The 20,287-nt window shown below is 42.7% G+C and carries 10 protein-coding genes; 2 read left to right on the forward strand and 8 right to left on the reverse strand.

Annotated features, from left to right (window positions below; translation table 11 throughout):
- Positions 1-17 precede the first annotated feature (17 nt).
- The 7 genes from BWD42_RS14810 to BWD42_RS14840 form a co-directional block, all read right to left on the reverse strand.
- A complete protein-coding gene (locus tag BWD42_RS14810; protein ID WP_077437374.1) occupies positions 18-1,874 on the reverse strand; it encodes a PQQ-binding-like beta-propeller repeat protein in 1,857 nt (618 codons plus the stop codon).
- A 152-nt stretch (positions 1,875-2,026) separates the two neighbouring features.
- Positions 2,027-3,877, reverse strand: coding sequence for a RagB/SusD family nutrient uptake outer membrane protein (locus tag BWD42_RS14815; protein WP_077437174.1), 1,851 nt, complete (start codon positions 3,875-3,877; stop codon positions 2,027-2,029).
- 13 nt (positions 3,878-3,890) lie between these two features.
- Positions 3,891-7,376, reverse strand: coding sequence for a SusC/RagA family TonB-linked outer membrane protein (locus tag BWD42_RS14820; RefSeq protein WP_077437175.1), 3,486 nt, complete (start codon positions 7,374-7,376; stop codon positions 3,891-3,893).
- A 72-nt stretch (positions 7,377-7,448) separates the two neighbouring features.
- On the reverse strand, positions 7,449-8,690 hold the full coding sequence (locus BWD42_RS14825) for an exo-beta-N-acetylmuramidase NamZ domain-containing protein (RefSeq protein ID WP_254846246.1): 1,242 nt from the start codon (positions 8,688-8,690) through the stop codon (positions 7,449-7,451).
- Positions 8,691-9,133: 443 nt separating this feature from the next.
- Positions 9,134-9,784, reverse strand: a complete 651-nt coding sequence (locus BWD42_RS14830) for an N-acetylmuramoyl-L-alanine amidase (RefSeq protein ID WP_077437176.1) — start codon at positions 9,782-9,784, stop codon at positions 9,134-9,136.
- Between the two features lie 74 nt (positions 9,785-9,858).
- A complete protein-coding gene (locus BWD42_RS14835) occupies positions 9,859-11,631 on the reverse strand; it encodes a SusD/RagB family nutrient-binding outer membrane lipoprotein (protein ID WP_077437177.1) in 1,773 nt (590 codons plus the stop codon).
- Positions 11,632-11,643: 12 nt separating this feature from the next.
- On the reverse strand, positions 11,644-14,805 hold the full coding sequence (locus tag BWD42_RS14840) for a SusC/RagA family TonB-linked outer membrane protein (protein WP_077437178.1): 3,162 nt from the start codon (positions 14,803-14,805) through the stop codon (positions 11,644-11,646).
- A 314-nt stretch (positions 14,806-15,119) separates the two neighbouring features.
- On the opposite strand from BWD42_RS14840, the gene BWD42_RS14845 reads away from it, so the two are divergent.
- Together BWD42_RS14845 and BWD42_RS14850 are read left to right on the forward strand one after the other, a co-directional pair.
- On the forward strand, positions 15,120-18,128 hold the full coding sequence (locus BWD42_RS14845; RefSeq protein WP_077437179.1) for a SusC/RagA family TonB-linked outer membrane protein: 3,009 nt from the start codon (positions 15,120-15,122) through the stop codon (positions 18,126-18,128).
- Positions 18,129-18,227: 99 nt separating this feature from the next.
- The gene (locus BWD42_RS14850) at positions 18,228-19,523 is read left to right on the forward strand and encodes a RagB/SusD family nutrient uptake outer membrane protein (RefSeq protein ID WP_077437180.1); all 1,296 of its coding nucleotides are present in this window, start codon (positions 18,228-18,230) and stop codon (positions 19,521-19,523) included.
- Between the two features lie 31 nt (positions 19,524-19,554).
- Here BWD42_RS14850 and BWD42_RS14855 read toward each other — a convergent pair whose 3' ends face one another.
- Positions 19,555-20,109 (reverse strand): acyl-CoA thioesterase, encoded by a 555-nt coding sequence (locus BWD42_RS14855; protein WP_077437181.1) that lies wholly within the window; start codon positions 20,107-20,109, stop codon positions 19,555-19,557.
- Between the last annotated feature and the right edge of the window lie 178 nt (positions 20,110-20,287).

The following is a 20,287-nucleotide window of genomic DNA, read 5'->3' on the forward strand; positions in this document are numbered from 1 at the left end:
TCAACTCAATCGGTTGTTTAAAATCGCAAAGAAACTATTTTCCCATCCATCGTGCTGGCAACTACCTCATTATTACCGGATACCGCTACAGGATTGACCATGCCATTTGAAATTTTATATTGCCACATAACTGCGCCTGTTTTTGCATCCACAGCAGAAAGCAAACCCGAATGACTCGGCACAAACACCAGCTTACGGTTTGTTTTTATCGCCGACGGCGTCAATTCATAGGGCAATTTTAGTTTTGCTTTCCAAATTACTTCCATTTTGTCACCTGATATAGAGATCCCCAGCAAATCGCCGTCCATTGTCTTCACATAGACCTGTTTCTTATTTACTGCCAAGCCCATCGATTCTCGCACACGTATCGTATCCTTCTTTTCCCGCCAGATTACAGCACCATTATCCGCATCCAAAGCAGTCATAAACCGATCCGGAGCAACAATAAATACACGGTTATTTACCCCCACAGGATTACAGGCGGCCGCCGAAAACATGCGATTGGCATGTCCATTGTTCCATTCCCAAGATAATTTTCCGGTTTTGGCGTCCAATGCATAAAACCCATTTCCCCAGGAGCCGAAGATGATATTGCCTAAATAATAAGTTGGCAAAGTCGACACAAATCCCCTGACCTGATCAAAACTCCATCTTAATTTACCAGTCTTTATATCCAAGGCCCTGAATTTACCATCCGAACCACCGATAAAAGCGACACCATCATGCAGCAGAGGCGAACCCAATACGGCCTTGTCCGTCTGCAGCTTCCAGAGAAGTTTCCCGTCCGCCGCATTGATAGCATATATAAAGTGATCCGAAGAACCGGCGACAACAATACCTTTCCAAACCGCTGGTGTGGAATACACCTTTCCTCCGGTCCGATAAGACCATAATTTTCTTCCCGATTTAAGATCCAGTGCAAAGATATCACCGGCCGTATTGGAGGTCACAACCTTGTCTTTATAGATTGTCAGCCCAGCGCCAATGTCACTTGCATCTTCAAAAGTCCAGTTCACGCGGACAACATTCGCATACTTCTCATTGACTGCATAACTCGGCCGCGGATAAGTTGCCGTTTCCTGTCCATAGTGGTGGTCAATCAAAGGCACCTCTAACCAAGGTTTTTCCTGTGTACCAATACCCGGATTCCGCTCCTGATAGATAGCCTTACCATCACCGATAGTAACGATATTATAGCCGCCGACAGGTTTATTTGCCCGTAGATTAGATCTTCCCATCACACCCGGAAGCCCCTCCCAGTCGTAGGCCTTATTCGCATGCCCATGGCCGCAGAGAGCCAATTGCACATTACGTGTTTTGACCCGCTTCAATGCATCAAACCAATTGTTCAGCGAGGAGTCCTGTGGATAATGGTTAATATAAATTAATGGCGTTTGTCGGTCTGGGTTCGCGGCGAAGACAGAATCCATCCATACTAGATTTTCACGCGGTATCTGCCCCGGGCTCATACGCATATTCGGTCCGGAGTTTGTCCCAACAAATTGATAACCTTTATGTCGAAAGAAAAACGTTTCGCCGCCAAAGACGGTACGAAAAGTATTCGCCCCATTTTCGGACCAATTTCCATCGTGATTGCCCGGGATTACATACCAAGGTAGCTGCAAACTATCTAAAATCTGCTTTGCCAATTTCAGCTCATGATCAGCTCCAAATTCGGTAATATCTCCCGAGAGGATAACAAAATCAATATCTTTCAAATCATTTAGATCTTTTACAGTCTGTCGCAGATCTTCCGCCCCTGTTGCACCACCGACATGTGTATCGGTGACATGGGCAAATTTAAAAGATTGCGCAACGGATAGATTGAATATGCATAATAACGCACCTAAAAAAGCAATTAACTTCGGTTTCATCGATATAGTTTTCTTAAAATTAGCGTTTTTATGCATAAATATAAAATTTAAACGCATTTTTATGCATGTTAATTCTGACATTATAAAACACAGCTTTACTAAAAAGCCTTTCTGAAAAATCCAGAAAGGCCTTTTGGTATTTGTAATGAATGTTACCAACCTGGTGTTTGAGCCAAAATATAACCCAAATCAGCATATTGTTGGATTTGATTCAGTCCGACCGGCGACATATAGACGCGATCGGTAAAACTTACCCGGTTCGCAAATTTTGGGACCATATAGTAACCAATCATAGCATCTCCATTCGTACCATTGTAAGTAATCGTATTGCCCGCTGCATCACGGACTTTAAGAACCCCCTCATAAGCTTTTGACAGACGGTTTGGAAGTTCTTTTTTAATATTCACCCAGGGACCCAACGAATAATCTGTATTACGGGAGAAATTCATATAATCCAATTTTTTCCAGCGGCGAATATCATTCAACCTCGCATATTCATATACAAATTCCATCCTTCTTTCCCTTCTGATTTCCCACATCAATGGGGAAACATCTGCATCGCGCTGTGGATCATTTGGCAGAGCATTCAACAACAAAGGAGCTGTTTTTCTAACACCCTTTGCTATAGCGTCGGCATCCAAAGGTCTATTTCGGACCGCGTTGATTGATTTATCCAAATCAGCTTGGGTAACTGCAGCTCCACCAAAAAACTCTGCAAGAATCTGCTTCGCCTCAATCCAATTGAGCACAACCTCGCCAAGACGGGCAATAGGAGCATCATTCGTATTGGTATTGCTGCTCCATTTTGCTGGATATGTCTTGCCAATATAAGTCAGAGCTTCCCTTGCCGCAAACTTATGACCATAAGCCAAAGTTGATGAAGCTGTATTGACCACATTCATAAAAGTCGCCTCAAACCGAGGATCTCTTGTCTCAGCCAACGATTTCATGGAAAAATCAGACGCGTTTGCAATAGCCGAATTCTGCCAAACCTTACCATCATTACAGATAAAGGATTTTAGCAAGTCCAAATTAACACCTTTTTGTCCTTCAGTTCCATTACTATAAGAGCCTACCGCATGGGTTACTTTCAATGCATCATTATAGGTTCGGAAGAAGATCACTTCCGCATTGCTCGACAAGTCTTCTGATGCAAACAAGCTTTTGAAATCGCTACCAAAAGACCATTTACCACTACCCATAACTACTTCCGCTGCTTTTAGGGCAAGACCAAGGTATTTTTTTGCACGATCTTGATCCAGTCCATGGTATTTCTCCCAAGAACCTTCAAAAAGCATTAGATTAGAGATAAGTGCCGCCGCCACATATTTATTGACATACCCTTTGCCGTCATCTGCACGCATATTATCCAGCACATACTCAAAATCAAGATAAACCTTATCCATGACCTCGCCACGTTTTGTCCGCTCCTTGTACATCTCCGCCTGGTCCATCGGATCAACTTCCTTATCAAAATACGGTACATCGCCAAATACCGAAACTAACCTGGCATACTCATAACCCCTAAAAAAACGAGCCACCGCAGTCCAATGCTTATACTCTGTTTCGCTCAGGTTTGCTTTCGCCTTTGTGTCCACCCTATTGAGCATGATATTTGCCTTTCTTACCCAGTAAAAGTTCCACGTTGGGCCAGAATAAGTTGTTAATATATCCGGTGCCGGAGTTCCACCCGATGGAGTCGTTCCCCGAGTTGTTGGTACAATGGTTTCAAATCCCCCCTGGGTACCCTCTGAGGTAAAATCATCCGCATAGTTATAGCCTACCAAAGGCGCATATGCTGTACCATAAAATGTATTGTAACCAACAAAGTAGTTAAGGTAAAAATCATTCGCATATAAACGCACATCCGCTTCATTACGCCAAAAATCTTTATCAATGACCTTCGTTTTATCCGGCCTATCAAGTACATCCTTGTTACACCCAACACTCAGTAATACTGCAGTCAGGATAATAGATCCAATTTTTATTCTATTTAATTTCATCTGTCAAATTCGTTTAAAAGTTTAACTGAACACCAAATGATGCACTTTTAAAGGTTGGCGTTCCTACCCCAGTACGCCCACTGTTGTAATTCGTTTCATTAAAAATTGAATACCCTTCAACCTCCTCTGGATCGATAGGCAATCCTCTCAGCTTGTCCCAAGTAAAGAAATTCTCTAAGGAAACATACACTCTTAAATTATTTAGCTTCGCCCGTTTGATCACGTCCTGAGGGAGCGAGTACCCCAGCGTCAGGTTCTTAATTCTCAAATATGACATATCTAACAAGTAACGGGACTGCACCTGCATATTATTTACATTTGCACTTCCCCCATTATTAAACGCCGCCGGATAGAATGCGTCCTGATTATCTTTCGTCCAATAATCGTTCACGAAACTAGCTGGCATAGCACCATCTGAAATATTGAACCCTGGGATGGCAAGGAATCCTGCTCCCCAAACTTTCCGTTGTCCTACTCCTTGGAAGAAAATAGACAGATCAAAACCTTTCCAATCCGCTGCTGCCCTAAAACCATACTGATAACGCGGCGTAGAGTTACCAATGATTTTCATATCACCAGGATTATCAATCGTGCCATCACCGTTGTCAATCTCCCCGTCGCCATTTAGGTCTTTGAACTTAACATCTCCAGGACCAAAATAAAAATTCGTTGAATTTTGGAAACGCGGCTGATAGACAGGCTTTTCGCCATTCGGCCCTCCTTTTAACAGATAAGCACTCCCAGTTGCGTACTTACTCATATCCGCATTCATCTCCACCAGCTGCGGGTTACCGTTGCCGTCCAACACGAAATCATTATATTGGTACAAACGGTCTGTCTCATATCCCCAAATATCACCATACACCCTACCATCATAATTTACACCAGTGGTCCTTGAAGGCGTGTATCCACTAAATACAGATTTCGCGTCGTCAAAGTTAGCTCTAAAATTGATTCCTAAACCGTTTTCAAAACGATGGTTGAAATCTATGGCAAGCTCAAACCCCTTTGTCGTCAATGTACCAAAATTTCCAAGCGGCGCCGGCGCCCCTAAGGTATGCGTAGTGCCCTCTAACGGCGCAAACATATTTTTGGTTTTTTTCTGATACCAGTCAAACGTAAATCCTAATTTATTTTTAAAGAATCGCGCATCCGCACCAAAATCCAATGTCTCAATATTTTCCCATGAAACATCTGGCCAGTTCAATTTAGGGGAACCCACTGCATTCAATAAAGCTCCGTTCACAATATAATTGATTTGTCCCGCCGACATATTCGCAATATAGAGGTCTGAATCTACGGTTTGATTACCGATAGCTCCCCAAGATCCTCTAAATTTCAACTGGCTTAGTGCCGATCTCGACCAGTCCATAAATTTTTCTTCCGAAACTACCCAACCAGCTGAAAAAGACGGGTACCATCGCCATTTCAAATCCCCAGGGAATTTTGACGCTCCATCATACCGAAGGTTACCTTCAAACAAGTATTTATTCTTATACGCATAGTTGATCCGGCCGAAATACCCCAGCTGAGATTCCCAGTACTCACCACCACTACCTGTAATCTGTCCTACAGCCAAATCAAATTGAGGATTTTTAACATCCAATAGATCCGCACGTTGAGTCCAATGGTAAGAACCATCATTTGTCACCCGGTTCAACCCTAAAATAAATTTAAAGTTATGATCCTCGTTCAGATCAAGCTCATAAGTTGTGAATGCATTCACAGTATGCTTATGCTCGTTTTGTGACCGCATATAAATATGATCCTGCGCAGATCCATTAGCCGTATACATGTCATTAGAAAGATCATAAGCCAAACTTGCCCCTTCATCCCCTTTGTTGACAACTGCACCTTCTCTATTTACGTAAACAGGATTTCCCTGTGCGTCAAAGCGTTGTTTGGCTGCTACCCATGAGTTTGCCGCCGTATAACGCGTTCCATTTTTGCGCCAATTATAGTCTTCATTTGTAAAGGTATAATCAATGTCTACCTTCCAATTCTTCATGATATTAACTGTAGCACCGGCATTTAGGTTAATATAATTACGCAGCATAGAAGCTTGATTTGCAGCCTCATTTTCGCTCCATGGGCTTCTTATTGGGTTGTTATTTTCATCATATCCCATTGGATAAAGCGAGCTCCATCGGTACATATACAACCAAGGATCGGCTGTGGTCGAGTTTGTCGCATAAGGATAAACCTTATTTCGTTGCGCAAACATAGCGCCCCCCCGAATAGTTACATACTTATTCAGTTCCGTATTTAAGCGTAGAGCTGCATTATATCGTTTAAATTTATCCGAATCACCCGCTTTCAACATACCGCTCTGGTTCAAAGAACCGAACGAAGCCGTATATTGCGTTTTTTTAATCGAACCATTCAAAGACAGATTATGCGTCTGAGTGGGTGCCCATTCCCGAACCATATAATCATAAGGATCGTAAGTTCTGACGCCATATTTTTTCGTTGGCGCTCCTGGGTCAACATACCAATCACGACCATATACGGTTGGATCATCTTTACCGATAGAAGAACCATATTTTTTATCCCACTCAACAGCTCTTTCGTAACTTTCTTTATTCACTTTATAGAATGCGCCAGTCTCCGTTCCTCCGATGCGATCCAACGCATCAATGGTATATTTCAACGCGTTTACGCGGCCCATCTCCAATTTTTTATATGGATTTTGAAACGAGAAATTGTTGGAGTAATTCACCGAAATTTTCTCCGAACTACCTCCTGTTTTCGTCTTGATCAATACCACACCAAATGCAGCCTTCGCACCATAAATGGACGAAGACGCCGCATCTTTCAATACGGTAATCGATTCGACATCATCAGGATTTACATACTGAATACTCGGGATTTCAACGTTATCTACTAAAATCAACGGACTACTATTTCCCTGAATAGTTGAGATCGCTCCACGGATACGCATCGTCGGGTCAGATCCCACTTCGCCACTTGGTACGGTTACACTAAAACCAGGAGTAGTACCCTGAATTGCTCTTCCGACATCAGCAATCGGACGGCTTTGCAGGTTTTCTTTTACATTAACTGTTGAAACAGCTCCGGTCAAATTCCCTTTTCGCTGGGTACCGTAACCGACGACAACAACCTCGTCCAGTGCCTGGTCATTGCTAACCAAAGTCACATTAAGCGAATTCGAGCTGACGACAATATCTTGTGAGATATAGCCCACAGATGAGAATCGCAGCTTGCTCCCCACCGCAGCTGTAATTTTGAAATGTCCCTGTGCATCTGTTTTCGTTGACACCTCTCCGCCAATAACAGATACGCTTACATCAGAGACTGGACCTTTTCCATCTGTTACAGTACCTTGTACTGTATTTTGCACCATACTTTTAGCAGAAGAGTTCAGAAGTGCACCCGTCAATTTAGTGCTATTCAAAGAACCTTCTTTCTTTGTAAAAGAATAGGATTCCAAAGGAAAACTCAATCCAAGAGCAACAGAAAATAGTACAAATTTTCTCATTGATTATAGAGTTTTAAAAATAAATGATCTAGTTAATATTGTTAGTTATTCGTTCCTACTGTTTATTATAAGCTATTCAAAATCAGCATACAGCAGATATTTTTTACGCATACTTTTATAAGCTTTTAAATCATCCGCCCAGGAAGCCCTGATTTCGGCCTCAGACATTCCGGCTATGATCTGCTTACGCAATTGATCTGTTCCGGCGAGCTTGTCAAAAAATTCCGGTCTAGCGAAAAATGTCGCCTTATCCGGCGTCTTGTTGTAAAAGTCGAGCAAATATTTTAAAGTAAATTTTTGATCATCAGGATTCAGCTCCCTTAGATCAATACCATAATTTTTAGCCCCTTTCCCCTCCACATGTTTTGACATACCATGACGTTCACCCGGCGTAAACACAAAAGAGCCATACACAGGATTTGTATACCCCAACACCTGGAAAGGCCAATCTGTACCGCGCCCTACCGAAATATCTGTTCCTTCAAACAAACATAAGGAGAGATACAAACGCACAGAAAGCTGGTTTGGCAAACTCGGCGAGGGAATGATCGGCAGGTTGTACATCTTTTTATGATCCCAATTTTGAACTTTTACGATTTGTAGATCAGCCTGACGTCCATTTTCCAGCCATTTTTCACCATTGATCATCTGTGCTAGTTCGCCAATGGTCAAACCGTGAATCATCGCGATTTTATGCCAGGAAACATCAGACTTAAATTTATCGTCATGCCGCACAGGTCCATCCACCTGATCACCATTGGGGTTGGGACGATCCAAGACAACCAGTTTTTTATTATGCTTTGCACACAATTCCATCACCCGGTGCAAAGAAGTAATATAGGTGTAGAATCGTGCTCCGACGTCCTGCAAATCAAAAATCATAACATCAATAGAATTGACAATCGAATCCTGTTTTTTATTTCCCCCGTACAGGGTAAATAAAGGCAGGCCTGTTTTTTGATCGACATCGTTACCAAATTTCTCTCCGCGCTCTACGTTACCACGAAAACCGTGCTCTGGTGCAAAGGCAAACTTCAGATCAACTTTATTTTCAAGCAAAACATCCACCAGATGCCGTTTATCACTCCCCACAATTGAAGTCTGATTGCCCATAATTCCAACTTTCTTACCTTTTAACTGTGGCAGATACAAAGACAGCTGGTCAGCCCCCGGGGCGATCGTGCTTTTCTTGCTAATTGATAGCGTATCGCTATTTTTTGTATTTAGCCGTCTTGCTTTCAGTGAATTCCCGCAAGAGAAAAAGGCGACAAGAGATAGTACACAGGCTAATTTTAGTAAGGCATATTTCATCATAAATAGACTATTTGCTCGTGCATAAATTGCATTTTTATGCATGAATAATTGAAAATCAGAATAAAAGTAAGTAGAAGTTTTCGTTTTTAAAACAAAATAACTTATAAAAACGCAAAAGAAAGTAAGTGTTTACTTACAAATAACGATAAAAACAATCACTACAACACAAACAAAATGAACAAAAAAGCGCTTGAAACCCTAATAATTACCGAAACAGCATTGAATATAGGAGAGAACCGTAAAGCCAGCAAAAAACAGAAAATAGCGATGCTATGATTTAACATCTCATTAACAATACAGCAAAACAAAGCAAACATGCAAAACGAACTTATGCCTTTTGAAGACGCAATATTGACAAGAGCATAAAGTTTTGAAAATTCAAGACAACAAAAAAGCTGGGCAGCAAGCTAATGCCACCGGTTAGCATATCAATATATACGGAACTAAGGTAGAGGTTTGAGTTTTAGTTCGACTAGATGACCTCTTAAGGAATGCATAAATTTATCTCCCGGATCATCTTTCCCTGTGATATATTTTGGATCAGTTTCCTTCCACCACGAAGTTTTTTTGAAGCGTTGATATTCATGGTGCCCGATCACATATTCAATAGCGTATTTTTTGCTAAGATAACGGATCAATTCTTCATTTGCTTTCAATTGGGCATCCGTTAAAGGGTTCTGCCGACTACCTATATTTTCAATACCGATTGCACAATAATTGAGGCCAATGGTGTGCCGTGCGAAAATTGTATCAGGCAAAAATTGATAGATCGTTCCATCACGGTCGATCACAAATTGGGACGAGACATTGAGTGCACTAGCTTTTGTTAATTCCGGCCGCCCTGGTAATTTCACTGGATTGAAAGTATTGAATGTTGCTTTTACACTATTGTTTGCGGTCCAATGCACGACAATCATCCTCGGTCGTATTGCCGGCGTAGATTGATTTAAGCCGTGCCTATTTTTCAGATAATCCAGCGATAGTTGAATACGCTCCTGATTCCAGGTGATCGGTTTTTGAACAATCTTGGGTGATTGTGCAAAAAGCGATATTGTCCAAAGGCAATTTAACAGTACAAAAAAGATAGTCTTCATACTCGAAGGTATGAAAAAAGGCCCGGTTCAAAAAAAATAAAACCGGGCCTTTAATTTATCTATATTAGAGAGCATTACTCCTTCGTATCCCACCAGACAGGGAAAGACCAAATATCATCGTTCAACGCATTTGGATGAGATGCTTTTAAGTTATCGGAATTGTAGTTGATTTCATGCGAAACCTGACGAACCCTTCTAAACTGTTTTCCTTGAGGTATTTTAGTTTGGGCCGCCGCGGTCACCGTGTATTCATAAGGGACCGACCACCCTGGATATACCGAACTGCTAAAATCATAGCGACGCATATCATTCCAGTTTTGCTGCGAGAACGAAAGTGCGATAAATTTTTGTGTCATAATTTTAGCCAATGTAATATTTCCAGCCGTACCAATGCCATTATTTAGGAAATTATCAATCTTCGCCTGCGTCATTGGCGATTTGCTCGGACTGGCATCCGCATACGAGTTTAGCTTTATATTCATTAAGTCAATATGTGCTTTGATCCCCTCTTTATAGGCATTAAAAGCGCCAGCTTTATCCCCCTTATTAAACAAAATCTCAGCTTTAATAAAGCACATCTCCGGGTAAGCAACTAGATGAGTAGGCGCATCCGGACGCGAATAAAATGTACCCGAAGCAGCAACGGTACCATCTTTCCACCTATAGGTATCTGACACATCACTGTCATAGCCCTTAGAGCTACTCTTAATGGAAACATACACCGTATCTCCCCAACGTGCCGTATTGGCGCTGTTAATATACCAGGAATGTGGGTTTACTGTACGGCCGTTACTCTGAATAGCTTCATCCTTATCGTTATAAGAGGATGCTATCGGCCCAGAGTTCATGCGGATAGTAGACTGCATATCCACCCCCTTAGACCGGATCATTTTTTTTGGATAACCATACTCTGCCCAAGGCAATAATTTATCCGCCCGCGGATCCTCTATGCCTTTATTGTCAAAATTGGTCAATAGATTTTCATACCACTTCGTAACCAATGTATTGGTATTCATACCCGCATTATTAAAAACGATGGACGTTTTTACGGGATCCGCAAATAGGATATCCCCTATATTGTCAGTCGCATCATCCATATGGGCAATTACTGTGCTTTCACCTACCGAAGTAGCCGCCTTATTTAACGCTGCCAGTACATCATCTGGCTTGTATAAAGCGCTCTTTTTCGACAGATTATTTAACCACCTCGCTTTCAATCCATAACACATTTTCAACCACTTACTTACATCCCCGCCATTCCAGCTATCACCCGCTGACAACGGCGCAGCAGTGCCAGGCTGAGTCATATTAAAATATTCAATTGCCTTATCAATATCAGCGAGACAACCTTCGAAGATTACTTTTCCACCATCAAACTTAGGTGTTATGATGGTACCCAAGGCCTCCGTATAAGGCATCTCCCCATACCAATCCGTCATTAGCATAAAACCCATGGCGCGGATAGCATGTAACGCCCCCAGATAATGGTAAGCCTTATCAGCCGTAGCCTTATCTTCCATATCTTTAAAATTGGCCCCTGCGCCAACAAAGAAAAACTGATAGGGTGTGGTAGACATACCTGCTGCGGGGTTCCAGCCAGCAATCATGCTGTTGGATGCAGTACTGTTGACAAATGTCAGTTGCTGTGTTACAAAACCCGCTCGTGTGCCCGCCGTACCTTGTGCATACATATAATAATGTTGTATCCAAGCCAGACGACTTTGAACCGAAGCAACGGTACTTGACGGCGTATTAGGATCTATATTGATATCCAACCATTTTTTACTACAGGATGAAAATAAAGTTAGAACCAACAGAAATGAGACTATTCTCTTATATTTATTCATGACTCTTCTATCTTAAAATCTAAAATTTAAACCAAACATGACACCAGCGGTACTTGGCACCCCATTGTAATCTATACCGACCGAACTAGATCCCGTGACGCCAGATCCCGCAGCGGAAGCTTCCGGATCGAGACCTTTGTAGTTGGTCAACAACCAGAGATTAGTACCAGTCAAGGTAGCTGTAAGACCTTTAACCACTTTGGAAACACCAGCGTTCTTCAGGAGACCATTCGAAAAGTTATAGGACATTGAGATATTCCTCAAGCGCAACCAGTTTGTCTTCACCATAAAGTTCGCGCTTTCCCGGGCATAGAAATCACTCCAATAATCTTGGATAATTTTCCGTCCACTTGTTGATACACCTTTAATAGTATACATCTGATCGGCCAAGAAAGTGAATGTTTTGTTTTCGTACACTGGAGCGTCATTTGTTCCGCCGTTACGGATAGCACCATCCAAAATTAACTGATCACGATCCTCGGTCCGCTTGCTCATACCATTGATTGTCATTGCGTAATCCGTACCATTATAGATATCACCACCTATACGGAAATCAAAAAGGAAAGACAGATTAAAATTTTTATAAGTCAAGCTGTTATTGAACCCACCCGTCAGCTTAGGCTCACGGTTTCCGATATTATACGTCGTCTGATTGTCACTAGTCGGCATACCTGTATTGGCATCCAAAACAACTTTTCCATCGGGCGTACGGGTCCATTGCGAACCTGAGATTCCCATAAAATTTCCTCCGTTAAAGGATGCAGCTTTCGCATTTCCCACCTGCACATCTGTGACATACAAAATGTTGACACCTGCAAGCAAGTTGTCTACTGTCCCTTTATTTCTGGACATATTTAACGTAGATTCCCAAACAAAGTCATTTTTCACGATCGGCTTACCAGTTAAGGACAACTCCATCCCTTTATTGTAGATATCTCCACCGTTGACCGAGATGAAAATATAACCTGTCGACTGTCCCAAACGCGGTGACAGGATCTGGTTATAGGAATTATTGGTGTAGTAGGCATAATCCACGCCCAATCGCCCTTTAAAGAAGCGCAGTTCAGCGCCGACTTCAAACGAACCTGTTGTTTCAGGTTTTAAGAACGGATTACCTTTCTGCCAATTATTTCCAGCACCGACAATTCCACCTAAATATTCAACAGGTTTCCAAAGGTAGGTATTGGTCACATACGGGTTTGCATCTTTACCCACTCGCGCCCAGGAAGCTCTCAACTTTCCGAAATCCAGCCAGTCTGGACGACTGTCTTTCATCAGTTCGGTAAACACAAAGCTACCGCCAACAGAAGGATAAAAATAGGACCTATTGTCTACTGGCAGAGTTGAGGTCCAATCATTTCTTCCCGTAACATTCAAAAACAACATATTTTTATAGGAAGCCCTTAACTCACCGTACAAACCAAATAGGCGTTTTTTTGTATTGTTCACTGCAAACTGTTTATTCGCCGCAGCTATATTTTCGAAACTGTAAAAATTGTCAACCTCAAAATGATAGCCCATTCGGCGGTTTGTTGTTGTCTTGGTTTGCTCAGAGAAAAATCCAACTAAAGCACCTAGATCAAAATCACCTACCTTTTTATTGAAATTGGACATGATATTGGAAGACCAATAGTTGTATTTGAAATCACTTTCCGACATCATACCTTTTTGCCAAGGTTTCTTAATTGCACCACCTTCACCGATAATCGTTGAGTTTTTAGTCAGATAGCTATCCATCCCGACACGATAGGTCAGGCTCCACCAATCAAAAATAGGCATCGTTGCATTGATACTACCCGTGATACGCTCTGTATTATCCCCTAATATATTCCGGTTAATGGTCCAATACGGATTTTCGATATCAGATTCCAGCGGCTGGCGCCCCTCAAACATCCGATATTTCGTCCCGTCATCATTGAGGTACTTTTTCATGTTATCGCTACGCGACCAGCTGTACAGGGATTCCATCGCACCCGTACCACCAGATCCCCATAGCCCAGCAGATGTCAAGGTTTTATCCGTATTTGCCAACGAATATCCGACATTGGCGCCTACCGTCAACTTACCAAATTTCTGATCGCCGTTAAAGCGGAAGGTGGTTTTGTCAAAGCTTGTATTAGGCACAATACCCTTTTGATCAAAGCGGGAACCAGACAGGTAGAATGATCCATTTTTATTTCCACCTGACAAATTAACGGTATTGTCAAATACCGTCGAATGCTGGAAGAAATCTTTCACGTTATTATAAACAACATCATTACTTCCAAACTTCTCGCCCCAGGATTGCGTAGTATAATCATCTAGTACACCAGCACTGTTGTAATAGCCGCGTTTATATTTTCCTTGTTGCTCCGGCAACCGGTTAACCCAGTTATTTGAAAACCTACTTGAAAAACCAATCTCAGTACGTCCCTCCTGTCCCTTTTTCGTCGTAATAATAATGGCTCCCGCAGCAGCTCTTGATCCGTATAAAGCAGCGGCAGCCGGGCCTTTTAATACCGATACATTATCGATATCTTCTGGGTTTATATCCATGACACGGTTGCTGTTTGAGGTTGCTGTCGCTTGTGCTCCATCGAAGGCACTATTCCCGCCTATTACCGTGGAGTTATCGTAGATCACACCATCGACAACAAATAAGGGCTGGTTATCCCGTTCAAGAGAAGTACCGCCGCGAAGAATAATCTGTGCACCGGCACCAGCCGAACCCGACGCCTGAGTCACATTAACACCGGCAATCTTACCAGCTAGAGAGTTAACCACATTAGCCGTTTTATTCTTCATCAATTCATCAGCCTTGATATCTTGAACTGCATAACCTAACGCTTTCTTCTCTTTCTTTATCCCCATCGCTGTCACAACCACCTCTTCCAACGCTTCCTCACTTCCAGAAAGTGAAATATTAACGGTAGCATCTGAACCCACAAGCTGCTGTTTTTCTTTCGATCCAACAGCCCGGAAAATTAAAATATCCCCTGGCTCGGCTTTAATCGTAAAACTTCCATCTGGATTAGTTTGCGTGCTGACAGGTTTTCCTTTGATGCTGACGGTAACATTAGCCATAGATCCACCATCCGAGGCATTCGTCACCTTACCTGTAATTGTTTTGGTCTGTGCCCATAAACTGGTAGATAGCATCACTCCTGAACAGAATAAGAGTAATTTTTTATTCATGGTATTTAGTTAGTTGTTAATAATTGATCATAACGGGAGGTTCCAGCCCGAGGTTTACATCAATTATAATACAATACTATAAAAAGGAGTTTAGTTATGCAAGTTTATGCATAAGTATTTGAAAAAGAATTAAAAATAATGGAACTACCGCATCTCCCGACAACAAAACAACCTTTGAATAAGCATCAAAAACACATAAAAACGCAAAATGTAGCAAAAAAAATACAAAACAGTATTAACAAACTGCTAAAACCCCTATATTTATATTAAACAAGGATCACAATAGTCACCCTATTGTACATAAATCTAAATTCATGACAAAACATCTACTAAACAGCAAGTTACATTATCGTTGTTATGCACTTCTAGCGCTATTAAGCACAAGCTCCGTAGTGTTTGCGCAGCAAAAAAATTACACGATCAAAGGTAAAGTGACAGATTCCCGCACCGGACAATCTGTCCCCGGCACCACCATTAAGCTCAAGGGAACCAACCAATCCGTCAGCACCAATGCTAACGGTGAGTTTACCTTAACCACATCCATCAATCCCGGAAAGTACGACCTCGTATTATCCAATGTAGGTTATGCGCCGACCACCACGCCCATCGAACTCGGAAACCAGACAACGCTTACACTCACTCCAAGCCTGCAGGAAGATTTAGTGCGGATGAATGAGGTAATTGTTATCGGTAACGCGGTGGGAACAAGTCGTAAAGTCTTAGGTAATGCCGTTTCGACCGTCAATGCCAAAGATATTGCCAATAGTAACGCAACATCAATTGACCAGGCGCTAACGGGAAAAGTCGCCGGCGCCCAAATTTCCCAAAACTCCGGAAACCCTGCCGGCGGTATCAGCGTACAATTACGCGGTCCTAGTTCCATTGTTGGGAGTGGCAGTCCACTCTATATCGTGGATGGTGTTATTGTCAACAACTCTTCTGCGGAGCTATTGGACCTAGGTGGATATAGTCAGAATAGATTGGTCGATATCAACCCCGCTGACATCGAAAACTTTGAGATCATCAAAGGTGCTGCCGCGGCCGCCATCTATGGTTCCCGGGCCAGCAACGGTGTTGTGCTGATTACCACAAAAAAAGGAAAAGAGGGAAAGCCTACTTTTACCTTTAGCACAAGCTTGAAAACCTCTTCTCTACGAAAAAAACTTCCGTATAATACCTTCAACAAAACATTTGTCAATACAACGGCCACCGATCTCACGCAAACAGATGTCACAAGATACGATTACCAGGACAAAATCTTCCAGACCGGTATTGGCACTGATAATAACATTTCTATGTCGGGAGGTACGGCAGGCACAAAATACTATGTCAGCGGCAATTACCTAAACAACCAAGGTATTATCAAAAGTACCGACTTTACCCGTGCGGGACTGCGTGCACGCCTGGACCAAGATCTAAATTCCTGGCTAAAACTCGGTGCCGGAATGAATTATGTATATAGTCATTCCAACGAAATGCCCAATGGTGGCATGAATGAAGCCTATGGTGCGTTGACCGGATTTATTTTCAGCAATAATTTTATTGATCCCGAAAAAGACCAAAATGGGAAATATCCTTCCACGACACCAGTGAATGTGGTCAAAAGGACAAACCCACTTGAAGCGATCAATAATTTTAAATTCGCTCAACGCACAAGCCGCTTTATCGGAAATCTGTCCTTACAGGCCAGACCACTGGAGGGCCTAACCTTGAACTATATCTTAGGATTTGATAACAGCAATTCGCTGGGCACGGCCTATATCCCACCTGGTAATACCACCCCTTCTTATGGAACGGGTTACGCCCAACGTGCGGATATCAGCATCTTTATGCTTAATAATGATTTCAATGCCTCTTATCAGACAAAGATTGGAGATTGGCTGGAATCGACTTCCGGTGCTGGTCTAACTTTTCAAACCGAAAAAAACATGTCGACCAACATGAAAGCGACACAAATGGGATACGGCGGCGAAACAGTCAATAATGGCGTCGTTGTACCGACGGAACTCCGCTCCGATATGAATATTTTCGGTGCCTTCTTCCAACAGACATTCGGGATCAAAGAGAAATTGTATCTAACGGGTGCTATTCGCTATGATATGTCCTCTGTTTTTGGAAGCGAGAATCGTAGCCAATTCTATCCAAAGGTAAGTGGTAGCTATGTCCTATCCAATGAACAATTCTGGCAGAATTCAGCCATTAACAATGTTTTCTCTAGTTTTAAGATCCGGGCCTCGTATGGTCAGTCTGGCAACCTTACCGCGTTGAGCCCCTTCAGTAGATACACCAACTATTCGCCGCTAAACACTGGCGGCATTAATGGGATCATTCCCACAGACCTCATGGGTAATGAAGGTGTAAAACCCGAACGTCAAGAAGAGTTCGAAGTAGGTACAGACCTCAGCATGTTCCATGATCGTTTAGGACTGGAGTTTTCCTATTATCGAAAAAATGTCAAAGATCTCCTTATGAACATCAATTTGACACCTTCCACAGGTTATATGTCCCAATACGCCAACATTGGAACAATGACCAACCGAGGAATGGAATTTCTATTACGTGGGATTCCAGTATTAAAAGAAAACTTCAAATGGAATATTACGGCTGTTTACTCCCACAACAAAAACGTCGTCAATAATGTCCCAGGAGGAATATTAATGTATTCCGCTGGATTCGGCCAAGTGGCTGCAGTCAACGGATCCCCTTTAGGAGCCTTCTACGCAACTTATTTTGCACGAAACGAAGACGGATCCATTTATCACAATCCTGCTGGTCTTCCGACAACAGCCAAAGTTGGAAAAGACAACAATGGTATTCCTACTGGCGCCACACTTAAAAAAGTCATTGGCGACCCTAATCCGGATTGGACAGGGTCTTTGATTAACGAAATCAATGTCGGTTCAAAATGGACCTTCCGGGCTCAATTAGATGCCGTCGTCGGTCAGGATGTCTTTAATTTCACGAGACGTGTCGGTGACCGCGACCTATATGGCGGCCTTGCAGGATATGAGCCAGAACTGAGAGGTGAGGTTCCCAAAGGTACTTCAGCAGCATTGTTCTCCATTATGGAAAACTGGATTGAAAAGGGATCCTTCGTCAAAGTAAGAGAAGTCTCAGCATCTTACAATTGGGTACGTCCAAACGCTAAGATTAAAAATATCCGTTTTTCCCTAGCCGGCCGCAACTTATTCTCTTTCGACAATTATAGCGGCTGGGATCCTGAAGTTAATGCTGCAGGGCAGAGCAATGCCGTCCGTGGGTTTGATTTCGTCGAAGTCCCACTCCCAAGGCAGGTCATTGCAGGAGTCAATCTCACATTTTAATTTAACAATACCAGCACAACCATGATGTTTAGACAGCCACAGATCGTTAAATGGATAAAACCATTCTCCGTTGTCTGATCATCCTTAAAAAATATTCAAATGAAAAAGATTTTCAACTATAAATTCCTCCTGCTTGCGGCGATGGCATTGAGCTTCAATAGCTGTAAAATGGATGTACCCAACATAAATCAACCAAGTGGAAGTGCAGTCCCAACAACCCGGGAAGGGATCATTGCTATTAGCGCGGGTTTACAGATGTACTATTCCACCAATGGCGTAGCCGCGACCTATTTTTACCCTGCCGTAACAGCACGCGAACTTAAGGGTGTTGCTACCTTTACCAACACGTTAGAACTTGAGGCAGGGGGTACTGAATTACCGACAGCCAACGGAAACATCCTGACCCTATGGTCCAGTATGCAAAAACTTCTCGGCATGAGTGAAAGTGTGCTCAACAATGCCGCGTCCATCAGTACCTTAACCGGCGGCACACTATCCGGTACATTGGCGAATGCCCACTTATACAGGGCAATAGCGCTTGGCGCACTGGCAACAAGTTTTGAGAAAGCGAATACACATACCCAAAAAGATGGTAAAGTGACTTTCGTGGATAGACAAGCGGTTCTTGCAGAGGCTATCAAATCTTTAAACACGGCAATTGCCCTGGTTCAACAAACACCCATATCATCCGAATTTACATCAAGTGTAACTGGATCGACCATTCACCTACTGAATTGCCTACACGCCTTCAATGCTCGCTTTAACCTCATGGCCGGCAATTACCAACAGGCCTACAGCGAAGCTAACCTTGTTGATTTAACCAAAAAAAGTACATTTACCTATACAGCAATAAGTGTTAATCCCCTTTGGAATCAGACCAATATCTTGAAATATTACATCGTTAGGGAAAACCTGGGTCTCCCGACAGGCCTATTTGAAACTGGCGATAAACGTCTTGACTTCTATACCAAACTTAGCGGTACAACGCTGCAGCTTAAAGGTTTCTCCGAGACACAGACCGGAGAAGTTCCTGTTTACTTACCTGACGAAATGAAACTGATTAAAGCGGAAGCCTTATTACGCAACAACGGTTCATTGACCGAGGCGCGGGATCTGATCAATGAAGTTCGCACCCAAGCCAACGGCGATCTATTCAACGTCAATGCTAGTCTTCCCGCATATGCAGGAGCCGTCAACAAAAATGAGCTGTTGCTTGAAGTCTATAAACAGCGCTGCGCAGAGTTATTTATGTCAGGTTTACGACTGGAGGACAGCAGACGGTTCGGCCGTCCTGCCCCGCCACAAAACACAACAGAACGCAACCGGAATTTCTATCCTTATCCCGATCAGGAGCGAATAGGTAATCCGAATACACCTGCGGATCCGGCTATTTAAGAAAATAGGGGCTATCACGACAAGATAGCCCCTATTTTTTCAATGCAATCTTAACATCATAATGCGCACTGATATACGCTTGCTGCTCCATTGAGTCCCGCTCCAGGTCATGAATAGCACGGTCACGTTCTTTGTCCACCTCCATTTTTACTACACAACGGTAAAATCGAAACAGGTCTTTCTCCGTTTCCAGAATCAAGCGTGGCACACGCACCGGTTTACCGGTTTCATCCTTAGCAACCATAGTAAAATAAGAGGAGTTGCAATGTTTAGTTTCCCCTGTCTGGATGTTCATCGCTTCTACCCGGATCCCCACCTCCATCGATGAATTGCCCACATAATTAACCGAAGCAATCAATGTAACCAACTCTCCTACCTCTATAGGTTTCAAAAAATCAACCTTTCCAACAGAAGCCGTCACACAATAATGCGCCGAAAACTTAGAGGCTACCGCAAAGGCTATCTGATCCATCAGGGACAAAATATAGCCTCCATGGATCTTCCCGCCAAAATTGGCATTGGATGGTAACATCAGCTGTGAAATTCGGATCACCGAATCACTAACGGTTTTATAGATTTCTTCCATATCCCTAAATTTACCCCAGACAGATCAAAATTCAAAACAAAATCACAGTATCCCTACTCGTTTTGATCAAAAGAGACAAATAAACTCCATCAGCCGGCACACAGGCGCCTCACCTAAAAAATAGGGCAACTTAATAACAGGCAAAAAGCAAAGGGATATCCGAAATAATCAGATACCC

Origin of the sequence: Sphingobacterium sp. CZ-UAM (genome assembly GCF_002000245.1) — a bacterium.
Classification (GTDB): Bacteria; Bacteroidota; Bacteroidia; order Sphingobacteriales; family Sphingobacteriaceae; genus Sphingobacterium.